The organism is Streptomyces sp. JLBJ103 (assembly GCF_058215575.1).
The window spans coordinates 990,306-1,010,585 of the sequence record NZ_CM177089.1; the positions used below are offsets into that span (position 1 = coordinate 990,306).

18 protein-coding genes are annotated in these 20,280 nt (G+C 72.7%); 10 read left to right on the forward strand and 8 right to left on the reverse strand.

Annotated elements, in window-relative coordinates; translation table 11 throughout:
* Nucleotides 1-6: 6 nt before the first annotated feature.
* Complete coding sequence (locus AC4BEG_RS03995; RefSeq protein WP_490706974.1) at nucleotides 7-1,413, reverse strand: TerD family protein; 1,407 nt, start codon at nucleotides 1,411-1,413, stop codon at nucleotides 7-9.
* A gap of 253 nt (nucleotides 1,414-1,666) precedes the next feature.
* Between AC4BEG_RS03995 and AC4BEG_RS04000 the strand changes: the two genes are divergently transcribed.
* Complete coding sequence (locus AC4BEG_RS04000) at nucleotides 1,667-2,149, forward strand: DUF6643 family protein (RefSeq protein WP_490704523.1); 483 nt, start codon at nucleotides 1,667-1,669, stop codon at nucleotides 2,147-2,149.
* A gap of 325 nt (nucleotides 2,150-2,474) precedes the next feature.
* Here AC4BEG_RS04000 and AC4BEG_RS04005 read toward each other — a convergent pair whose 3' ends face one another.
* The 3 genes from AC4BEG_RS04005 to AC4BEG_RS04015 all read right to left on the reverse strand — a co-directional run bounded on the left by AC4BEG_RS04005 (nucleotide 2,475) and on the right by AC4BEG_RS04015 (nucleotide 4,391).
* Nucleotides 2,475-3,197, reverse strand: coding sequence for a response regulator (locus AC4BEG_RS04005; protein WP_490704524.1), 723 nt, complete (start codon nucleotides 3,195-3,197; stop codon nucleotides 2,475-2,477).
* 92 nt (nucleotides 3,198-3,289) lie between these two features.
* Complete coding sequence (locus AC4BEG_RS04010; RefSeq protein ID WP_490704525.1) at nucleotides 3,290-3,871, reverse strand: TlpA family protein disulfide reductase; 582 nt, start codon at nucleotides 3,869-3,871, stop codon at nucleotides 3,290-3,292.
* A gap of 64 nt (nucleotides 3,872-3,935) precedes the next feature.
* Nucleotides 3,936-4,391, reverse strand: a complete 456-nt coding sequence (locus tag AC4BEG_RS04015; RefSeq protein WP_490704526.1) for a cyclic nucleotide-binding domain-containing protein — start codon at nucleotides 4,389-4,391, stop codon at nucleotides 3,936-3,938.
* Nucleotides 4,392-4,636: 245 nt separating this feature from the next.
* Between AC4BEG_RS04015 and AC4BEG_RS04020 the strand changes: the two genes are divergently transcribed.
* From AC4BEG_RS04020 to AC4BEG_RS04040, 5 genes are all read left to right on the forward strand, one after another.
* Nucleotides 4,637-5,062, forward strand: a complete 426-nt coding sequence (locus AC4BEG_RS04020) for an ATP-binding protein (protein ID WP_490704527.1) — start codon at nucleotides 4,637-4,639, stop codon at nucleotides 5,060-5,062.
* Nucleotides 5,063-5,198: 136 nt separating this feature from the next.
* Nucleotides 5,199-6,176: a universal stress protein gene (locus tag AC4BEG_RS04025; RefSeq protein WP_490704528.1), complete on the forward strand. Its 978-nt coding sequence runs from the start codon at nucleotides 5,199-5,201 to the stop codon at nucleotides 6,174-6,176.
* Between the two features lie 212 nt (nucleotides 6,177-6,388).
* Nucleotides 6,389-8,149: a GAF domain-containing sensor histidine kinase gene (locus AC4BEG_RS04030; RefSeq protein ID WP_490704529.1), complete on the forward strand. Its 1,761-nt coding sequence runs from the start codon at nucleotides 6,389-6,391 to the stop codon at nucleotides 8,147-8,149.
* A gap of 87 nt (nucleotides 8,150-8,236) precedes the next feature.
* Nucleotides 8,237-8,839, forward strand: coding sequence for an Rv1733c family protein (locus tag AC4BEG_RS04035; protein WP_490704530.1), 603 nt, complete (start codon nucleotides 8,237-8,239; stop codon nucleotides 8,837-8,839).
* 377 nt (nucleotides 8,840-9,216) lie between these two features.
* Entirely contained in the window at nucleotides 9,217-11,658 is a 2,442-nt protein-coding gene (locus AC4BEG_RS04040) for a right-handed parallel beta-helix repeat-containing protein (protein ID WP_490704531.1), read from the forward strand.
* Here AC4BEG_RS04040 and AC4BEG_RS04045 read toward each other — a convergent pair.
* Nucleotides 11,628-13,898, reverse strand: coding sequence for a hypothetical protein (locus AC4BEG_RS04045; protein WP_490706975.1), 2,271 nt, complete (start codon nucleotides 13,896-13,898; stop codon nucleotides 11,628-11,630). The genes AC4BEG_RS04040 and AC4BEG_RS04045 overlap by 31 nt on opposite strands.
* Nucleotides 13,899-14,342: 444 nt before the next feature.
* Between AC4BEG_RS04045 and AC4BEG_RS04050 the strand changes: the two genes are divergently transcribed.
* Together AC4BEG_RS04050 and AC4BEG_RS04055 are read left to right on the forward strand one after the other, a co-directional pair.
* Entirely contained in the window at nucleotides 14,343-15,188 is an 846-nt protein-coding gene (locus AC4BEG_RS04050; protein WP_490704532.1) for a DeoR/GlpR family DNA-binding transcription regulator, read from the forward strand.
* Between the two features lie 24 nt (nucleotides 15,189-15,212).
* Entirely contained in the window at nucleotides 15,213-15,683 is a 471-nt protein-coding gene (locus tag AC4BEG_RS04055) for an SRPBCC family protein (protein WP_490704533.1), read from the forward strand.
* 175 nt (nucleotides 15,684-15,858) lie between these two features.
* Here AC4BEG_RS04055 and AC4BEG_RS04060 read toward each other — a convergent pair whose 3' ends face one another.
* On the reverse strand, nucleotides 15,859-16,980 hold the full coding sequence (locus AC4BEG_RS04060; RefSeq protein ID WP_490704534.1) for a PLP-dependent cysteine synthase family protein: 1,122 nt from the start codon (nucleotides 16,978-16,980) through the stop codon (nucleotides 15,859-15,861).
* Nucleotides 16,981-17,151: 171 nt separating this feature from the next.
* Between AC4BEG_RS04060 and AC4BEG_RS04065 the strand changes: the two genes are divergently transcribed.
* Nucleotides 17,152-17,481: a hypothetical protein gene (locus tag AC4BEG_RS04065; RefSeq protein WP_490704535.1), complete on the forward strand. Its 330-nt coding sequence runs from the start codon at nucleotides 17,152-17,154 to the stop codon at nucleotides 17,479-17,481.
* Between the two features lie 185 nt (nucleotides 17,482-17,666).
* The gene (locus AC4BEG_RS04070) at nucleotides 17,667-18,302 is read left to right on the forward strand and encodes an ATP-binding protein (protein WP_490704536.1); all 636 of its coding nucleotides are present in this window, start codon (nucleotides 17,667-17,669) and stop codon (nucleotides 18,300-18,302) included.
* A gap of 234 nt (nucleotides 18,303-18,536) precedes the next feature.
* Here the strand turns inward: AC4BEG_RS04070 and AC4BEG_RS04075 are convergent, their stop codons facing one another.
* Together AC4BEG_RS04075 and AC4BEG_RS04080 are read right to left on the reverse strand one after the other, a co-directional pair.
* Complete coding sequence (locus tag AC4BEG_RS04075) at nucleotides 18,537-18,818, reverse strand: SHOCT domain-containing protein (RefSeq protein ID WP_490704537.1); 282 nt, start codon at nucleotides 18,816-18,818, stop codon at nucleotides 18,537-18,539.
* Between the two features lie 228 nt (nucleotides 18,819-19,046).
* Nucleotides 19,047-20,273: a threonine synthase gene (locus AC4BEG_RS04080; protein ID WP_490704538.1), complete on the reverse strand. Its 1,227-nt coding sequence runs from the start codon at nucleotides 20,271-20,273 to the stop codon at nucleotides 19,047-19,049.
* Between the last annotated feature and the right edge of the window lie 7 nt (nucleotides 20,274-20,280).

A 20,280-nucleotide genomic window follows, 5' to 3' on the forward strand; every position in this document is an offset into this window, starting at 1 on the left:
GGGAGCTCATTTGCGGCCGGGTGTCCAGTTCATCCCCCATCCGTAGGCGTAGTCCAGGGTGCGCTGCGGGCTGACACCGCGCTCCGGCACCAGATAGCGGGCCTCGCGCTGGACGACGAGGTCGCCGGCGTTGTTGGTGATGAGCGCCAGGGCGCAGACCGGGGACGGAACGGTGCACTCGTCGAGCGAGAAGTCCACCGCCGCACCGAACTGCGGCTGGAGGGTGACCGTGGCGTTGAGGTTGGCGAAGCTGCGCGCGCCCTCGTAGATGGTCACGAACACCAGGATGCGGCGGAACGCGTCCTTGTGGTCGAGGTTGATGGTGAGGTTCTCGCCCTGCGCCCGAGCGCCGGTCCGGTCGTCCGCGTCGAGTTGGATGAACGGCGGCTGGTGCAGGGAGCCGAAAGAGTTGCCGAGTGCCTGCACCACGCCCTTGCTGCCGTCGGACAGCTCGAAGAGGCAGCCGAGGTCGAGGTCGAGGTCGCTGTGCATGGCCATGGCCTTGCCCAGCTTGGCGCCCCACCCCTTGAACTGCTTGTGGATCTGCCAGTTGAGGTTGACCCGCATCGCACCGGAGGTGCCGCCCTGCTTGGTGAGCGAGACGGCCGGGGCCTGCTTGGTCAGCGTGACCTTGCTGAGGTTCACCGGCGCTCCGGGGGCCGCGGGGGCCGGGGCGGGCGGCGCCGGGGGCGCGGGCGGCGGGAAGGCCGCGGAACCGCCGCCCATCGGCGGCGGCGGAGGGGGCGGGTAGGCGCCGACGGGCGGGGCGGGAGTCGTGGGCGGAACCGGCGGCGCGGCGTACGGGGACGCGGGCGGGGCCAAAGGCGCCGGGGCGGCGTACGGGGACGAGGCGGGAGCCGGAGGCGCGGCAGGGGCCGGGGCGGCCGTCTGCTGGGGTTCGTCGACGCTGATCCCGTAGTCGGTGGCGAGCCCGGCGAGCCCGCTGCCGTAACCCTGGCCCACGGCACGGAACTTCCAGGCGCCCTGCCTCCGGTAGAGCTCGCCGAGGACGAAGGCCGTCTCGACGGTGGCGTCCTGGCTGTCGAAGCGGGCGATCTCCGCGCCGCCCGAGGCGTCGAGGACCCGGATGTTGAGGCCCGGCACCCGGCCGAAGCTCCCGCCGTCGGCGGAGCCCGCGAGCACCACGGTCTCGATCTCGGGCTCGACCCTGGACAGATCGACCGCGAGGGAGTCGGTCACCGTGTCCCCGGCGGTGCGCTTGCCCTCGTGGCGGACAGCGCCCGAGGAGTGGGTCGCCTGGTTGTAGAACACGAAGTCCGCGTCGGAGCGGACCTTTCCGGAGACCAGCAGCAGCGCCGAGGCGTCCACATCCGGTACACCCGGGCCGGTGCGCCAGCCGAGCTCGATCCGCACCGACGCCGCCGGCACCGGTGTATTGCCGCCCTTGGGCATCGACATGTCGTCCCCCTGCCTTTCTGTTCACACAGCTGCGAGTCAGTCTGCCCTGCGCCACTCTTCCGTGTGACACCGGCGTCCGACCGCGGGTAACCCGCTGAAAACGCGCTCTTTACACGATCTCAACGCACCACGGCGACCGTTTTTCCCGGGTTAGCAATGATTGATGCGGCGTGGCGCCTCCGAACACTGAAAACAACCCTCCTACCGGACTCCCCAATGAGCACATCGTGGGCTTAACTTATGGGCTATGACCTCCCTCCGCAGTACCTACGGCGGCGGCTACTACTCCTCGCCGTCCTTCCCGGACACCCCCATCTACGACAGCCTCGTCGCGGAGCGGGGGACACCGCAGATCGCGCCCATCAGGGTGCCGTCCGCGTACGACACCGGAAGTCACCTTCCGGCACTGCCCCCGGCGCTGCCCGCGCTGCCGGCCGGTCCTTCGCAGCACACCCCACCGCCCGGCTACCAGCAGCCCGCGCCGCAGCCCATGGGGTTGCAGCAGGCGCCGACGCCGTACATCCCGCCGCAGGCGGGTCCGCGCGGCTATCCGGGCGCGCAGCCCCAGCGCCCGGCGGCGCCCTCGCCGATGGGGTACGACGCGATGCGTCCGGCGATGCAGCGCCCCGCGCCGCGTCCGGCCCCCGCGCAGTCCCCGTATGACGACCCGTACGGACGTCAGCAGCAGTATCCGGGCGGCCGGCCGCCGCAGCCGGGAGGCGGCTACTGAACATCTTCGGGAGGTGAGCGGCCGGGCCATGGTGCCCGGCCGAGGGAAGGATCGGGCCGGACGGGCATTCCCCGTCCGGCCCCTGTTCTGGGGGCCGTTCGGCCCCTCCCGGATCGGTCCGGTCCCGACGATCCTGGACAGGCTGTTCCACGAGCCACCCCCTATGCGGGGACGGACCGGGCTCTCACCCCACTGCGGTGATGAGCGACATCGACCGGCCGCCCCCGTTTCGCGTGGGGCGCGCGGCAGGAGGGGAGCCTGCCTCACGCCCCACGCGAGGGTCGGCAGTCGGCGCCGCCGCGGCTCCCCGGATTCCGCCCGGGTCTCACTGCCCGGTGCCGCGCTCCTTCATCCGCTCGGCGATGACCGCGGCCTGGATCCGCCGTCCCACACCCAGCTTCGACAGGATCGAGGAGATCCGGTTCTTCACCGTCTTTTCGGCCAGAAACAGCCGTTCGGCAATCTGCCGGTTGGTCAGTCCGTCACCGATGAGCTCGAGGATCTCCCGCTCTCGCGGTGAGAGCCGTTCCAGCTCGGGGGGTCCGCTGGGCTCCGGTCCGCGCAGCCGGGCCATCACCCGCGCGGTGGCTCCCGGGTCGAGCATGGACCGGCCGTCGGCCACCGTACGGACGGCCGAGATCAGGTCGGAGCCGTTGATCTGCTTGAGCACATAGCCCGCGGCCCCGGCCATGATGGCGTCGAAGAGCGCCTCGTCGTCGTCGAAGGACGTGAGCATCAGACAGGCGAGGCCGGGCAGCCGGGCCCGCAACTCCCGGCAGACCTCGATCCCTTCGTGGTCACCGCCGTCCCCCGACGAGCCGAGCCGTACGTCGAGCACGGCGACCCGGGGGCGTACGGCGGGGGCGCGGGCGATGGCCTCACGGGCGTTCGCCGCCTCGCCGACCACCCGCAGATCGGGCTCGGCGTCGATGAGGTCGCGCAGTCCGCGCCGCACCACCTCGTGGTCGTCGAGCAGAAAGACCCCGATGGGCTCGGCGGCTGTGGCGGCGGGGCCGTCGGGGCCGGTGGGGTCGGCTGTCTCGGGCACTGCACTCCTCACATGGCACACGGGGCGCCGGTCGTGATCCAGCTGCCCAGCTTTACGGCCTGACGCGCGGAAGCGTAAGGGCCGTTCGGCCCTCAGGCCCTCTTCTCCGCCGCCAACGGGGTGATGACCTTCCGCAGCTCGGCCTCGCCCAGCGGCCGCATCGCCCGGGCCGCGATCCGTCCCTTCCGGTCGAGGAAGACCGTCGTGGGGACGGCCTGCGGGTTGACGCTGCCCCGGGGGAAGCCGAGCACCAGCTTGCCCATCCGGTCGTAGAAGCTGGGATATGGCACGTCGTACTTCTTCTCGAAGGCACGGGCCGCCTCCCGGCTGGGGTCGCGGGTGTTGATCCCCACGAAGCGGACCCCCTTGGCCCTGGTCTCCTCCGCCACCGTGGCCAGGCCGGACGCCTCGGCCCGGCAGGGCCCGCACTGGGAGGCCCATATGTTGACCACCACGACCTCGCCCCGGTAAGCGGCGGTGTCCAGTGGTTTGTCCTCCAGGGTCCTGCCCGACAGCCGGAGGGGCTTGCGCTCGTCCGGGGAGATCCGGCTGAGCCCACTGCTGTCCGCGGAGCCGGACGGTGTGGAGCCGGAGCCCCCGCCACCGCAGGCGGACAGGGTCAGGGCCGCGGCCAGCAGGGGAACCCCGTGGCGCAGAAGGTGACGGATGCTCATGTGATCAGCTTCGCACGCCCCGGCCCGGGGGCCCGGCGGGGGTTCCGGCTGCCGTGGCCCGTCGTCAAAGAGACCCCAGGGTCCCCCCGGCGTACGGTCCGTACAGGTCCAGCAGCCGGGTCCGGGCGCTCTGCAACCGGCGGCCGATCACCTGGGCGCAGGCCAGCGCGAGGGCGTAGCCGAGCTCGGGGTCCTCGTCGCACAGCCGGCGCACCGCCTCCGCGTCGAACTCATGTGCCCGCACCGGGCTCAGCGCCTCCGCCCCCAGATGCCAGGTGTCCGGGGGGAACAGCCATGACCAGCCGATGAGCTCCCCGGGGCCGAGGGTCTCGATCACCGCGGCGCGACGTCCGGGGACATGCAGATCGAGGGTGACCGCGCCGGTGCGGATGATCCAGAAGCGGTCGGCCTTGCGGCCCTCCTCGAAGATGCGGCCGCCCGAGGGGAAGGACACATCGTGGGCGAGCGCCATGACGCGCTCGCGGTGCTCGGCCTTCAGCGCGCTGAGAAGTCCCATCATGACCTCACCCTGCCGTCTCCGCTTCCGCCTCGCGCCTCGGCGGTGACCGTGCGTATACGAGGTGTCTGATCCAGATCGGTATGCCGGTGAACGGCTTTCGACTCACCTATACCCATTTCCGGTCAGGTTTCCGATAGGACACGTCATTTTTGATCGGCGACGGTGTGGGCGGCCCATCGGCCCTACCCTCGGCTGCTTCACCGACCCTGTGATGTCGCTCGTCCTCGTCAAAACGGGAGGCACTGGTGCTAGCCGACCCTCGTCGTCGGTCCGCCAACCGAGCGGGAGACCACCTGCTGAAGCGCCGTTTCACCGCCGGCGAGCTGCCCCGGCTGCGGGTGCAGGTCGAGGAGTGCGCGGCCTGGGCCGGGCTGTGCGAGGCCCGGCGCGGAGACTTCGTCCTGGCCGTCGACGAGATCGCCAGCAACGCCATCGAGCACGCGGGCGGCACCGGATCGCTGCTGCTGCGGCGGGTGGGCGATGAGCTGGAGTGCCGGATCTCCGACTCCGGCCCAGGCTTCTCCGAGGACGTCATCCCGCAGATCCTCCCGGGACTGGACGGCGCGACCAGCGGCCGCGGGCTGTGGCTGACCCGGCTGGTCACCGACCGGCTCGCGGTCAGCGCGGGGGCCGTGGGCGCCGTGGTGACCCTCGCGATGAGGCTGCGATAGCCCGGCTGGGGCGGACCCGGCCCCTCCGCCGCACCGCCGCGGCCGGGCTCGCACGCTTTTCGCCGCTACCCGCGTTATCCAGGGACAAGAGGGAAAGAACTCATCCATGTGCTGACATGAGAGGCGGTGGGCACGGGTGGAACTTCCCGTGGTCGTCGGGGTCGACGGTTCGGACAGCGCCTCCGGCGCGTTGGACTGGGCGGCCGGGATGGCCGCGCTGCGGGGGGCCCCGCTGCGTATCGTCCACGCTTCGCTGTGGGAGCGGTACGAGGGCTGTCTGCCCGCGTCGGCCGCCGACCGGCCCGCCGAGCGGCTCCGCGGTGAGACGGTGCTGGCCACGGCGGCCGAGCGGGCCGGGCGCCGGGCACCGGAGCTGAAGGTGATGACCGACCTGGTGACCGACGACCCGGTCACCGCGCTGCTGCGGGCCGGGCAGAGCGCGGAGGCGATGGTCGTCGGATGGCGCGGACGCGGTGAGTTGGCGTCGCTGCTGCTGGGCTCGGTGGGGCTGGGCATCGCGGCGCGCGCACACTGCCCGGTGGTCGTGGTGCGCGGCCGGGCGGAGAGCGTACGGGGCGCGGTGCGCCGGGTGGCGGTGGGAATCGCCGAGCGTGAGCCCCCGAGCACGCCCGGACGCGTACTGCCGCACTCCCCCGCCGTCGCCTTCGCACTGCGCGAGGCGCGGCTGCGCGGCGGAGCGCTTGAGGCGGTGCACGCCTGGCGCTGCACGGGCCCCGACGACCATGGCCCACGCGCGGCGCGCAGCGCGGAACACCGCGCGGGTCGCGACGGGGAGCGCGAGGGCCAGGGCGTGCGCCGGGAGCGCGATACGGCGCGGGCCGGCCACGACGGGCGCGCGGACCATGCCCGGCACGCCACCGGTCTGCTGGCCGAGGCGCTGGGCGGCGCGGCCGCGCGGCTCCCGGTGCCGGTGACCCACCGCGCGGTGGAGGCCCCGGCGCGCAAGGCGCTGCTGGACGCTTCGGCCCGCGCCGATCTGCTGGTCATGGGCGCCCGGCGGCGGCAGGGGCACTTCGGGTTGCAGCTCGGTCCGGTCAACCACGCCGTACTGCATCATGCACACTGCCCGGTGGCGGTGGTTCCGCAGAGCTGACCACCCGATCCATGGAGCTGACAGTCCGTCAGCGGGCCCCGGTGCCAGGTGCTCGTGCCCCGCGCGCTGCGCGGGCCGCGCGGACACCCGGCGCCCCGAGGTGTCCGGGGCACGCATCCGGCCCCGTGGCCGAGTTCCGCCGATCGCCGCCCGAAGCCGCACCGGGCGCCGATATCCTGCTGGTGAGCGGCTCATGGGGGTATGGAGGCCAAGTGTCGGGCACTGCGGATCACGGGCGCCGTCCGGCACTGCCCCAACTCCGTCTCGATCAGCTCCTCGACGAGCTCCAGGCGCGGCTGGACGCCGCCCGGGCCACCCAGGGGCGGATGCACAGCCTGCTGGAGGCGGTGCTCAGCGTCGGCCGCGAACTGGACCTTGAGCAGGTGCTGCGGCGGATCGTGGAGTCCGCCGTGGTACTGGCCGACGCCGAGTACGGCGCGCTGGGCGTGGTCGACCGGCACCGGCTCTCCCAGTTCCTGCCGGTGGGCATATCCGAGGAACTGGTCCACCGGATCGGCCCGTTACCCAGCGGCCACGGTCTGCTCGGCGAGCTGATCCGCCATCCGCAGCCACTGCGGCTGACCGATCTGTCGGAGCATCCGGCGAGCCACGGCTTCCCCGAGCACCATCCGCCGATGCGCTCGTTCCTGGGGGTGCCGATCCGCGTCCGCGACGAGGTGTTCGGCAATCTGTATCTGACCGAGAAGCGCGGCGGCGCCCAGTTCGACCCCGATGACGAGGCGGTGCTGACCACTCTGTCGGTGGCCGCCGGGGTCGCCATCGACAACGCCCGGCTGTACCACGAGAGCAGACGGCGCGAACAGTGGCTCGAGGCGCTGGGGGTGATAACCCGTACGCTGCTGGCGGGCACCCCGGCCAACCAGGTGCTGAGCCTGATCGCCCGGCTCGCCCTCCAGGTGGCACTGGCCGACTCGGCGGCCGTACTGCTCCCCGTCGCGGGGACCGACAGCCTGATGGTGGAGGTGGCCGAGGGTCATGACGCGGAGCGCGTCGGGGGCCTTGTGGTCCCGGCCGACGGTTCGCTGGCCGGGCTCGCGGCGCGCACCGGCCGTCCGGCGGTCGCCACCGACGTCCGGGTGGACGCGCGGGCGCGGGCCTGGCCGCTGCCCGACCAGGAGAGCGAGTTCGGCCCGTTGGTGGCCGTCCCGCTGGTGGCGAACGAGCGCTCCTCCGGCGCGCTGCGGCTGTGCCGGCTGGCCGGGCGGCCGCCCTTCGACGACAACGAGGTCGAGCTGCTGTCCGGGTTCGCCGCGCAGGCGGCCCTCGCCCTCGAACTGGCCCGGCACCGTGCGGAGTCCGAGCACATGGCGCTGCTCCAGGACCGCGACCGGATCGCCCGTGACCTCCATGACCTGGCCATTCAGCGGCTGTTCGCGACCGGGCTCACGCTCCAGAGCGCGGGCCGGCTGATCGAGCGTCCGGAGGCGGCGGAGCGGGTGGGCCGGGCGGTGGACGACCTGGACGAGACCATCAAGATCATCCGCTCCACGATCTTCGCCTTACGTACGGTCGGGAGCGAGAACGGCGAACCGGCCACCCTGCGGCGGCGGCTGGTCAAGGCCGTCCGGTCGGCCTCGGACGCGCTGGGGTTCGCGCCGTCGCTGCTGATGGACGGCCCGGTCGACACCGATGTGCCGGACGACCACGGCGACCAGTTACTCGCGGTCCTGGCCGAGGCGCTGAGCAACACCGTCCGGCACTCCCACGCCCAGCGGGTGGACGTACGGCTCACCGTAGACACTGGCACCGACACCGGGATCACCCTGATGATCACCGACAACGGAGTGGGTCTGGGCGGTGCCACCCCCCGCGGCGGACTGGTCAATATGCGCTCCCGGGCCGAACTGCTCGGCGGCACCCTGCGGATCGAGGCCCCCGAGGCGGGCGGCACCCGGCTGATCTGGCAGGTTCCGCTGCCCCTCGACGGCCCGCCGGTGGAGCGGAAGCCATGAGCCCGTGATATTGCTCTCTCTTCACTGAATGCGCGCATATCCCGCCCGGCATACGGTATTTACGGACGGGGAAGGGGGGTGTGACCTATGAGGATGATCCGGGGACTCTGGCGCTGGCGCCACAATCCGCTGCGCCGTTCCACCGACCTCATGGAGGCCACCGCCGCGCTGATCGCCGTCCTGCTGATGCTGACCGTCGCCCCCACCGTGGGTGTCGTGGCGGGCTCCATCGCCCATGACGCCCTGGTGAAGGCCGCGCGGGAGCAGCGCGCCCAGCGGTATCTGATACTGGCCACCGTCGTCAAGGTGCTCCCCCATCCCCCCGTGGACTCCGACCCCGAGACCTCCTCCGCGCGGGACGCCCACCGCCGCGTCGTCGCCCGGTGGACCGGCCCGGACGGCAGCAGGCACCGGGGCCCGCTGGGCACCCACCCCGGTGCCGACCCCGGTGAGCGGTTCCATCTGTGGACCGATGAGCACGGCCGTCCGCGCGGCCGCCCGCTGGACACGGCCACCGCCGCCACCCATGCGGTGCTGGCCGGAATCGGCGCCGCCGCGGTCACCGTCGGCCTGGTGGACGGCACCCGGCGGCTGGTCGTATGGCGGCTGATGCGGCGGCGTTACGCGGAGTGGGACACCGCCTGGGCTCGGGCCGGACAGGACTGGGGCCGGGCCGACGCGGACAGCTAGGTCCTGTCCTGTCGATCTTCGTGGATCAGCCCGCGGCGTCTGGTGAGGGGCCCCTCCCAGCGGTAGCTGGGGGAGGATCGCAGGAGGGTCGTCCCCGTACTGGGCGTACTCGGAAGATCCCGACAACGCGGCGAGGCGCGGTGCCAGGCGTCGCGGGCCCGCGAAGATCGGCAGGACAGGGCCTACGCGCGCCCCCGGCGTCGCCGTGTGCCGCGCGTAGACGATGTGTCATCCCGACGCCAAGTCCACGCGGGCCTCATGGGGAGGTCAACTCATCGCGCTCCACGCACGCTACGGTGGGGCATTCACATGCGCAGCGCCACAGTCGCGAGTCGCGCACATCCGGCTTGACCACGAGGTGGGGGCACAACAGCACCATGGCACAGGGCTCGGTCGTCCAGGTGACACACAGCGGAACGTCGCGGTGGCGGCGCCGCACCGGAGAGTACGCCTCCCTCACCGCGGCCCTGGAGGCCGCGGCCGACGGCGATGTGCTCTCCATCTCGCCCGGCACCTACCGCGAGAATCTGGTGGTGGGCCGGGCCGTCACGCTGCGCGGGCCCGAAGGCTCCTCGCGCGGATCGGTGCGGATCGCCCCGGCCGACGGCGTCGCGCTGACGATCGGGGCCTCCGCGGTGGTCCAGGACCTGTGTGTGGAGGGCCAGGACGCCGCCGCCCCCGCGCTGCTGGTCGAGGACGGCACTCCTGAGCTGATGGATCTGCGGGTGGCGACCCGCTCGGCGGTCGGCATCGAGGTACGCGGCGGCGCCCGGCCCACGGTGCGCCGCTGCACCGTCGACAACCCCGCGGGCATCGGCGTCAGTGTGCTGGACGGCTCGGGCGGGGTGTTCGAGGAGTGCGAGGTGGTGGCGGCCGGGCAGTCCGGGGTGGCGGTGCGCGGTGGCGGCCGTCCCCGGCTGGACCGCTGCCGGATCCACCACGCCTCGGGCGCCGGGCTCTCCCTGACCGGTGAGGGCAGTTCACTGGAGGCCGTCGGCTGCGAGGTGTACGAGATCCGGGGCGCTGGGGTGCAGGTCTCCTCGCGCGCGACCGGTCATCTCACCGACTGCCGGGTGCACCGCACCACCTCCGACGGGGTGAACCTGGACACCGACGCGGTGCTGACCCTCGCCGACTGCGAGATCCATGACATCCCGGAGAACGCGGTCGACCTGCGGTCGCGTTCGGTGCTCACCCTCACCCGCTCCACGGTGCGCCGGTTCGGGCGCAACGGCCTCTCGGTGTGGGACCCGGGCACCCGGGTGGACGCCAACCAGTGCGAGCTCCACGACAGCACCGGTGACTATCCGGCGGTGTGGGTGAGCGACGGCGCCACCGCCGTACTCGACTCGTGCCGGCTGCGCGACGTTCCGGACGCGCTGTTCGTCCTGGACCGCGGCTCCCGGGTGGACGTCGTGGACAGCGATCTGTCCCAGGTGCGGAACACGGCGGTGTCGGTGAGCGACGGCGCCACCGCCCAGCTGGACGACTGCCGGATCCGGGAGGCGGCCACGGGCGCGTGGTTCCGCGACCACGGCAGCGGCGGCACCCTCGCCAACTGCACCATCGACGGCGCCTCGACCGGGGTGATCGTCACCAAGGGCGCCGATCCGACCGTGGAGCGCACCACCGTCTCCGGGCCGACCGAGGCCGGGTTCTACGTCTCCGCCCAGGGCCGGGGCACGTTCAACGGCTGCCGGGTGACGGGCAGCGGCGGCTACGGCTTCCACATCATCGACGGCTGCCGCACCACCCTGACCCGGTGCCGCACCGAGCGGTGTACCCGCGGCGGTTTCGAGTTCTCCGAGGAGGGCCCGGTCGTCGAGGACTGCACCAGCGACGAGAGCGCGACCAAGGCGCTCCCCTCCGCCCCGGCCGCCCTGGCGCTGCCCCCGGCCACCGCGCCCGCGCGGGAGACCGTCACCTCCACGGCCGGGCTGCTGGGGGGCGTTCCCGCGCCGCGCCCCACCCAGACCGCCGTACCCGCCGCCGAACCACCGGTCGAGGTCCGCCCGTCCACGGCCGTGCTGGGCGAACTCGACACCCTGGTGGGGCTGGAGAGCGTCAAGCGCGAGGTGCGGGCGCTCATCGACATGATCGAGGTCGGACGGCGCCGTCAGCAGGCCGGGCTCAAGGCCGCCTCCGTCCGCCGCCATCTGGTCTTCACCGGCTCCCCCGGCACCGGCAAGACCACGGTCGCCCGGCTCTACGGCGAGATCCTGGCCTCGCTCGGGGTCCTGGAGCGCGGCCATCTGGTGGAGGTCTCCCGGGTGGATCTGGTCGGTGAGCACATCGGCTCGACGGCGATCCGCACCCAGGAGGCGTTCGACCGGGCGCGCGGCGGGGTGCTGTTCATCGACGAGGCGTACGCCCTCTCCCCCGAGGACTCCGGGCGGGACTTCGGCCGGGAGGCCATAGACACCCTGGTGAAGCTGATGGAGGACCACCGCGAGGCGGTGGTGGTGATCGTCGCCGGGTACACCGTGGAGATGGAGCGCTTCCTGTCCGTCAACCCCGGTGTGGCGTCCCGGTTCTCCCGCACCATCACCTTCGGCGACTACGCCCCCGAGGAGCTGCTGCGGATCGTGGAGCAGCAGGCCGAGGAGCATGAGTACCGGATCGGCGAAGGCGCGGCCGAGGGGCTGCTGAAGTACTTCACGGCGATCCCCAAGGGCCCGGCGTTCGGCAACGGCCGCACCGCCCGGCAGACCTTCGAGGCGATGGTGGAGCGGCATGCGGGCCGGGTCGCCCAGCTCTCGGACCCGACCACCGACGATCTCACCCTGCTCTATCCGGAGGATCTGCCGGAGCTGCTCTGACCGGCGTCCTCCTCCGAGCGGCGTTCTCCGGGGGAGGAGCAGCTCTGTTCCGGGAGCCGGGCCAGCAGTCCGGCCCGCTCCCGGTCGAAGAGGGGGTCGGCCTGGTACTGCGAGTGCCCCAGGATCGGTGCGGGCAGCGGATGTTCGGGGGTACGGCCGTAGGCGAGCGGATCCTTCAGGGCACCGCGGTCGACCTGCGGGCCGGGGCCGTCGGGCAGCCGGATGGGCCCGCCGATGGGGTCGGTGTAACGCCACAGATTGCGCCAGCACCGCACCTCGCCGTGGAGCGAGAGCAGTTGGGCGGGCCCGAAGTAGGCGGGGAACCAGCGGCCGTACAGCCGCTCCAGCGGTGAGCCGTAGGTGAGCAGCGCGACCTGGCCGCGGGTGCGGGGGTCCAGCTGCCAGACCGCGGCGGCGGCCAGCACACTGCCCTGGGAGTGGCCGGAGATGACCAGCCGCCCGCCGTAGGTGCCGGTCCAGGTCTCCATCCGCCAGGTCAGATCGGGGACGGCGCGCTCGGCGTAGCAGGGGGGCGCGAAGGGGTGGGCGGCGCGCGGCCAGAAGGTGCCGACGTCCCACAGGATGCCGATGGTGCGGCGGGCCGAGGGGCTGCGGTAGGCGCGGCGGGCCCAGGTGACGAGCATCAGGAAGGCCAGCCCCATCATCCAGGAGCCGATCGCCTGGCAGGTCTGGGCGGCGGCGTCCACCGGGCCGGGGGTGCCGTCGGCCGCCCGGCCGGGGACCTCATCGGTGACCCAGGCTCCGGTGACGGCCAGGCCGCCGGCCAGCAGGGTGCACAGGGCGATCGGGCCGACGATCCAGGGCGCGGAGTCGGTGACCCCGGCGCGGGCGATGGTTCCGGCGATCCGGCGGGTGCGCACCCCGTCGGGCCGCTCCGCCGGATAACCGTCCATGATCGTCGGGAGCAGCCCCTTGCGTACCCGCCAGACCCGGACGGTGAAGACCAGGACCAGGATGAGCAGCGCGAGCAGCAGGACCGGTATGGCCGTGGCCAGCCAGGACAGCAGCACGGGCGGGGCGACTTCGGGCCGCCCGCCCATGCCCGGGGTGGCGCCGCCGTCCAGCCAGTCGGCGATCCGCTGGGCGACGCCTCCGGCCAGGACGGCGCCGAGTCCGCAGGCGAGGGTGGCCACGGCGGGTCCGGCGAGCCCGTACAGCGGGGTGCGCCCGGCGGGGGCGGCCCGGTAGAGGGCGAGGGCGCAGCCTGCGATGGCGAGGATGAGCAGGCCCTGCCCGATCGCGATGACGCAGAAGGTCTGGTTGCCCGGCAGCTTTCCGTGGGAGACCCAGCCGGGGCGGGACCATCCGGCATACAGCGAGGAGAGCACGAGCACCCCGAGCGCGGTGCCGGGCAGCGCGGTGATGGTGATCCGGTCCAGTGTGTCGTCGACCTTGCTCTCGCTGCGGCCGCGGTGGCACACCACGAACACCACGGCGACCGCGGCCGCCGTCAGCAGGGCCAGCAGCGCCCAGCCCGCGGCGTCCAGCAGCCCGCTGCCGCCGGGCCTGCGGTCCTGGGTGGCGGCGGCGGTGGTCAGGGCGGCGGCGATGGTGAGGAAGCCCGCGGCGGTGTGCGCGGCGCGCAGCCGGGCGACGATCCTGCGGCCGTACCAGAAGCCGGGCAGACACAGCCCGGGGCGGTTGCCCGCCTCGGGGGCGGACTCGTCGACCGGGTGCTCCAGCGGGGCTTGCGACTCGTAGGCGCTCCAGGTGCGGTTGGACAGGTACCACAGCAGCCCGGTGAGGGCGGTGGGGAAGGCGGCGGCGAGGGCGAGCCTGCGGCCGGGCTGGCTCCACCAGCCGTGGTTCCCGGGCGCCGTGAAGCCGAGCCAGGACTTGGTGCCGGCGCAGGCGTCGGCACCCCCGCACTGCCAGGCGACCAGGTCGAGGGCCACCTCGCAGACCCCGGCGATCAGCATCACGGTGAGGCTGAGCGCGACCAGCCGCACCAGGAGGCCGTAGCCGCGTACGGTCCGCTCGCTCCGGTCGGCGGCGGGGCGCATCCAGTGGACGAGGTTGGCGACCATGAAGGGCAGTAACAGCAGCCACAGGGCGCGGGAGCTGTTGCCGGAGGTCAGATTGGACCAGACGTACGCCTCACGGACCGGGCTCTCACGGTCCTCCCGGGGGCGTGTCTCGGCGTCGGCGTCGTCGGTCCTGCGGTGGACTCCGGCGGTCTCGTCGCCGGTGACCAGGACGGTGCGCGGGTCGCCCAGCATCTCCTGGGGGGTGGTGCCGCCGACGCCGTGGACCAGCAGCTCCAGATCGGGTGGCGGTCCCGCGCCGCGGATCTCCCGGGCGCTCTCCAGCCGCTCGGCCGCGGCCGCGGCCTGAGCCGTGTCCGCCGCTGCCGTGTCCGCCTGAGCTTTGTCCGCCTGAGCTTTGTCCGTCGCGCCGTCCGGTGTGCTGCCGCCCACGGTCGATGCCACCGCGCCCCCCGATTCCGGTGCTGCCACCGTGTCCCCCGATCCCGGTGCGGTCGACCCCGGTGTGGTGCCGTTCGTTCCCGTTCAGGATTCTTCCCAGCGGTCCGGGGACCGGACCCCGACAGGCCGGGCGTGGCGAAATCGTAATGCTCGTGCGCTCCGGTGATCAGGTGTCCCAGGCTCATGCGAAGATGAGCCCGCGGGCCGTGCGCGCCGACGGGAAGGAGACGAGGCAGGGTGAGCGACAACCAGAACCTCCTCGCGGAGCAGCGGCGTGCCCTGATCCTGGACGAGGTCAGACGGCGCGGTGGGGTGCGGGTCAACGAGCTGACGCGCAAGCTCAATGTCTCGGATATGACGGTCCGTCGTGATCTGGACGCGCTTGCCCGGTTGGGCGTGGTGGAGAAGGTGCACGGCGGCGCGGTGCCGGTCGCCGAGGCGAGCACCTACGAGCCGGGGTTCGAGGCCAAGTCGGGCCTGGAGCTGAGCGCCAAGGAGGACATCGCGAAGGCGGCGGCCGCGATGGCCACGCCGGGCACCGCGATCGGTCTCGCCGGTGGCACCACGGCCTTCGCGCTGGCGCAGCAGCTGCTGGACGTCCCGGATCTGACCGTGGTGACCAACTCGGTGCGGGTCGCCGATGTCTTCTACAACGCGCAGCGGGCCGCGACGGCCGGTGGGCCCGGCCCGCGTCCGGGCGCGGCCACGGTGGTGCTCACCGGCGGGGTGCGGACGCCGTCGGACATCCTGGCGGGGCCGGTGGCCGACGCCGCGGTGCGCTCGCTCCACTTCGATGTGCTGTTCCTGGGCGTGCACGGCATATCGGTGGAGGCGGGGCTGTCCACGCCGAACCTGGCCGAGGCGGAGACCAACCGGCACTTCGTACGGGCCGCGCGGCGGGTGGTGGTGATCGCCGACCACACCAAGTGGGGCATGGTGGGGCTGAGCTCGTTCGCCGCGCTGGACCAGGTGGACGCCCTGGTGACGGACTCAGGGCTGCCGGAGGACGCGCGGGCGGAGATCGCGGAGTATCTGCCGGAGCTGGTGGTGGCGGGCAAGGCGACCGGGGCCGCAGACATCTGACGGGTCGTCAGCTATCGTGTGTCCATGACACACCGGCTGCGTTCCGTCGAGCTGGAGTACGCCGAGACCGCCCCGCTGCGGCTGGTCTTCGTCGCCGAGGCCCAGGCCCCGCCCGGGGCGGTGTTCACGGCCCTCGCCGACACCGAGGGCTGGCCCCGGTGGTTCCGCCAGGTGAGCGCCGCCCACCCCACCGACGGCGGCAAGGGCCGTGAGATCCTGCTGCGGGGCGGTGTCCGCTTCCGCGAGACGGTGATGGCCGCGGAACCGGCGAAGCGCTACGCCTACCGCATCGACGAGACCAACGCCCCGGGGCTGCGGGCGCTGCTGGAGGAGTGGACCCTGGCCCCCTCCGGCGGCGGCACCATGGTGCGGTACGTCTTCGCGCTGGACGGCCCGCCGCCACTGCGCCTCGCCGCGCGGCTGGCGCGCCCCGGGGTGGGGCGGACGTTCCGCAAGGCGGTCCGGACCCTGGACCGCCTCCTGGCCGACGGGTAGCGGCTGGCGGCTAGGCCCTGTCCTGCCGATCTTCGCGGGCCGGCCACGCCTGGCACCGCGCCTCGCCGCGTTGTCGGGATCTTCCGAGTACGCCCAGTACGAGGACGACCCTCCGCCGTGCGATCCACGGCACCAGACGCCGCGGCCTGATCCACGAAGATCGACAGGACAGGACCTAGCCGGACCAGCGGCCGGTGGTCAGGAAGACATCGATCGTCTTCGCATAGGGCTCGATGTCGAGCCCCTGTTCCGCCAGCCACCCATCCGAGTAGTACTTGTCCAGATAGCGGTCGCCCGGATCGCACAGCAGGGTCACCACACTGCCGGTGCGCCCGGCCTCGACCATCTCCGCGACGATCCGCAGCGCGCTCCACAGCCCGGTCCCGGTGGAGCCGCCCGCCTTGCGCCCGATGGCCTGCTCCAGGGCGCGCACCGCGGCGACGCTCGCCGCGTCCGGGACCTTCATCATCCGGTCGATCGCGCCGGGGACGAAGCTGGGCTCCATCCGGGGACGGCCGATGCCCTCGATCCGTGAGCCGCGGTCGCTGGACGCCTGGTCGTCCTGGTGCACCCAGCCGTCGAAGAAGCAGGAGTTCTCCGGGTCGGCGACGCACACCCGGGTGTCGTAGCTCATGTAGTGGACGTAGCGCGCGATGGTCGCCGAGGTGCCGCCGGTGCCCGCGGTGGCCACCACCCAGGCCGGTTCGGGGTAACGCTCCAGCCGCAGCTGCTGGTAGATCGACTCGGCGATGTTGTTGTTGCCGCGCCAGTCCGTGGCACGTTCGGCGTAGGTGAACTGGTCCATGTAGTGGCCGCCGGTCTCCACCGCGAGGGCGGCGGATGCCTCGTACATCGTCCGCGGGTCGTCCACGAAATGGCACTGGCCGCCATGGAATTCGATCAGTCGGCACTTCTCCCGGCTGGTCGTGCGCGGCATCACCGCGATGAAGGGCACCCCGATCAGCTTCGCGAAGTACGCCTCGGACACGGCGGTGGAGCCGCTGGACGCCTCGATAACCGGCTTGCCCGGCCGGATCCAGCCATTGCACAGCCCGTACAGGAACAGCGAGCGGGCCAGCCGGTGCTTGAGGCTGCCGGTGGGGTGGGTGGACTCATCCTTCAGATAGAGGTCGATCCCCCACCGCTCGGGCAGCGGAAAACTCAGCAGATGGGTGTCGGCGGAGCGCTGGGCGTCGGCCTGCACCTTACGGACGGCCTCCTTGAGCCACTCCCGGTAACCGTGGTCGCTGCGGTCCACGTCAACCGTGTCGATGACCCCCCGTGTTGTGCTGTCCACGCTGCTCCTCGTACTGGTGCCCGGCCCGGGTCGCGCGATCGGGCCACTTCGATCCTAAGTGGACCCTGGTGCGCCCTGGTGCGCCGGGCCGGTCACGTGCACACTGCGCAACAGGGAGAATGAGAGGCAGCGGCACGCGTGCCAGTCGGAGCCACCGGGGAGGCGGTCGTCATGGCCGATACCGAGTTCAATGCCAGAGGGGTGCGGATCGAGCGGTTCCTACGCTCGGTGACGCGCGCCGGGCAGGTCCTGATCAAGGACGGCAGGCTCCAACTGCTGACCAGCTACGGCAGCGAGATCGACAGCGCCCCGGTCCAGTCGGTCCGCGCGAGCAAGCCGTGGTTCGTGGACGGCGACCAGGCCATGGCCACCGTGAACGGCACCCGTTACCGCCTCACCCTCGGCGAGCAGGACACCGCCGCCAAATCCACCGGCCCCGCCGCCGCCAGCCGCTTCCTGGACGCGGTGCGGTCCGCCCGGGGGCACGGCCGGGAGAAGTGAACCGGCCGAGTTGCGCATGCGCGCGCGGGGGCCGACCCTGGACGAGTATCAGTATCACTGAGGGTCAACAAGCGGTGACGCTGAGAACCGGCCCACCGGTCGCGCGCAGCAGCCACCACTGCTGAACGTGTTCGTCGCCCGCACCTGAATCAGGCTAGCCCCAACTTCTTCAGGGAGTCGCAGCCGTGATCAGTCGTCCTAGCAGGCATTGCACGGTGGAGCTGCAAGCCCTGCCGTCGCGGATCGGTCAGGTCCGCAGAATCGTGTCGGCGCAATTGCGCTACTGGCATCTGGATCCGCTCATCGACCCGGCCGCGCTCGGCGTCACCGAGCTGCTGACCAACGTGCACCGGCATGCCGAGCCGGAGAAACAATGCACGGTGGAGATCGTCCTGATGCTGGACCGGCTCACCGTCTCGGTCCGCGACCAGGATCCCCGGCTGCCCCGCCTCCGCACCATCGACCCCGTCTCCACGCACGGCAGGGGGCTGGCCTTGGTCGCGGCGGTGAGCCAGAGCTGGGGCATGCACGCCCGCGACGACGGCAGCGGCAAGGTCGTGTGGTTCACCCTCGCGGTGCCGCAGCCCGCCACTGCCGCCACGTCGCCGTTCGCGGTGTACGGAGCGGGCCGTACGGCGCCGCCACGCGGGGTGGACCTCGCCCGGCCGGTCCAGGCCCCGGTCGGCGCCCCGGCACCGGCCTCGGATCCCGTCCAGGCTCCCCCGGCCCAGGCCCCGGCACCCGCGTCCGCCACCGCGCCGGCACCCGCGGCCGCGGTGCGGGAGCGTGCGCCCGCCGCCCGATCGGCCGTATCCCACTGAGGAAGCGATCCGTCCCGCCGCTCGGGAAGCGGGACGGACCCGAGAGCGACCGCCGGACGGGACCGGCGCCCCACCGGGCCGCGGTCAACCCGCCCCGCCCCAGGGCCCGTCCGCACAGAGGCCGCCCTGCTCCCGACGCCTGGCACGGCGCCTCCAGCTACCGCTGGGAGGTGCCCCGGCACAGACACCGCTCACGGCCGGACGCCCCTTGTGACGACGGACCCTAGGCCAACCCTAGGTCCGCGGTCCGAACCGCTCGTCCAGGACCGACAGCCGCCGCCAGTACTCCTCCTCGTCGATCTCACCGGCCGCGAAGCGGCGGCCCAGCAGCGCGACCGGGGAACGCCCGCCGTGCTCACCCGGGGAGCCCTGCCGCCACAGGGCGCGCCGCCGCCCGACCGTGCGCCGCAGCAGGAGGATCCCGCCGCCGACGACCAGCGCCCACATCAAGGGGAAGAGGAGGATCCAGGGGCCGGGTCCGTCGCCGTCGGCGAAGCCGTGCGCCAAAGTGTTCATGCTGATCGCGCTCCTCGGAAGTGACGTTGTCCATGGCCGTTGTCCGTGATCCCGGTCCGTGATCCCCGTTCGTGATCCCGGTCCATGACCGTGGTCCGTGACCGTGTTTCGGTCGGCACTTCCGAGGGTCGTCCTCCGCGGCGCCCGCGTCGTCGTACGGCCGACGACATCCGCCGTACCCCGCCGGGAGTAGACGCGCGCCGCGCCCTCGCCTGGGGCACACCTCGCTCAGGCCGTGATGCCCGCCGCCCGCAGCCGCCCCTCCACCTGCTCCCAGACCGGTTCGACCGGCTCGGTGGGATGTGTCCCGGTGTCGATGTCCTTGAAGCCGCTGGAGGTGGCGACACAGACCACGGGCCCGTCGAACGCGTCGCCGCCGCGCGCCTGGTGGCCGCGCAGCCCGGCGAGCCCGGCGGCGGCGGAGAGCTCCACCCACAGCCCCTGGCGGCCCAGTTCGGCCCGCGCGGACGCCATGTCCTCATCGGTGACCAGCAGGGCGTCACCCCGGCTGCGCGTCACCGCGAGTACCCCGCGGTGGCCGCCCACGGTGCAGTCGATCCCGTACGCCTTGGTCGGCCCCACGTCGACGGTCGCGGCCGGGCGGCCCTCGCGGACGGCGGCGGCCAGCGGACCGCCCACGGAGGGCTCACAGCTCAAGATCCGCGGGGTACGCGGGGCCAGGCCGAGCCGCTCGAGCTCGGCGAACCCCTTCCAGATGCCGAACAGCAGCTCGCCGTAGCCGGTCGGGACGAACACGGCCGCCGGGACGCCGAGTTCGGTGAAGATCTCGTACGCCACCGTCTTGTAGCCCTCCGGGCCGAAGGCATGGCCGGTGTGGGTGTCGGTGAGGTTGCTGACGGGGTGGAAGCCGTACCGGTCCACGATCCGACGCATCAGCGGCCAGCGCGCGGCAGTCGGAACGGGCAGCACCACGGCCCCGTAGGCGCGCAGGAAGGAGACCACCGCCGGGGGCGCCTCGGCGGAGGCGAGCACCACACAGCGCAGCCCGGCGCGGGCCGCGTACGCGGCGGCGGAGGCGCCGTGGTTGCCGGAGGAGGCGACCACCACGCCCTCCGCGCCCACGCCCACGGCGGCGCTCGTGGTGCAGCGGTTGAGCCGGTCCTTGTGGCTCCAAGTCGGGTTGCGTGACTCGTCCTTGATGAACACGTCGTCGCCTATGGGGAGCAGCGGGGTGCCGCCCTCGCCGAGTCCTGGGGCGGCCAGCGGCGGCAGCAGGGGCGCCCACCGGTCCAGGCCCGCGGCCGTCGGTCCGGTGCGCTCGAAGAGCCCGGCGGGCACGTCGTCGTAGGCGTAGTCGACCTCGACGGGATAGGTCATGCCGGGGGTGGCGGTCCGCGGACAGCCCCGGGTCAGCGGTGGCCGCAGCGGATAGCGGACCGAGGCGTCGCCGAGTGAGCGCTGACCGGTCGCCAGTGAGTCCTGTGTGAGTGTCATCGCCCGG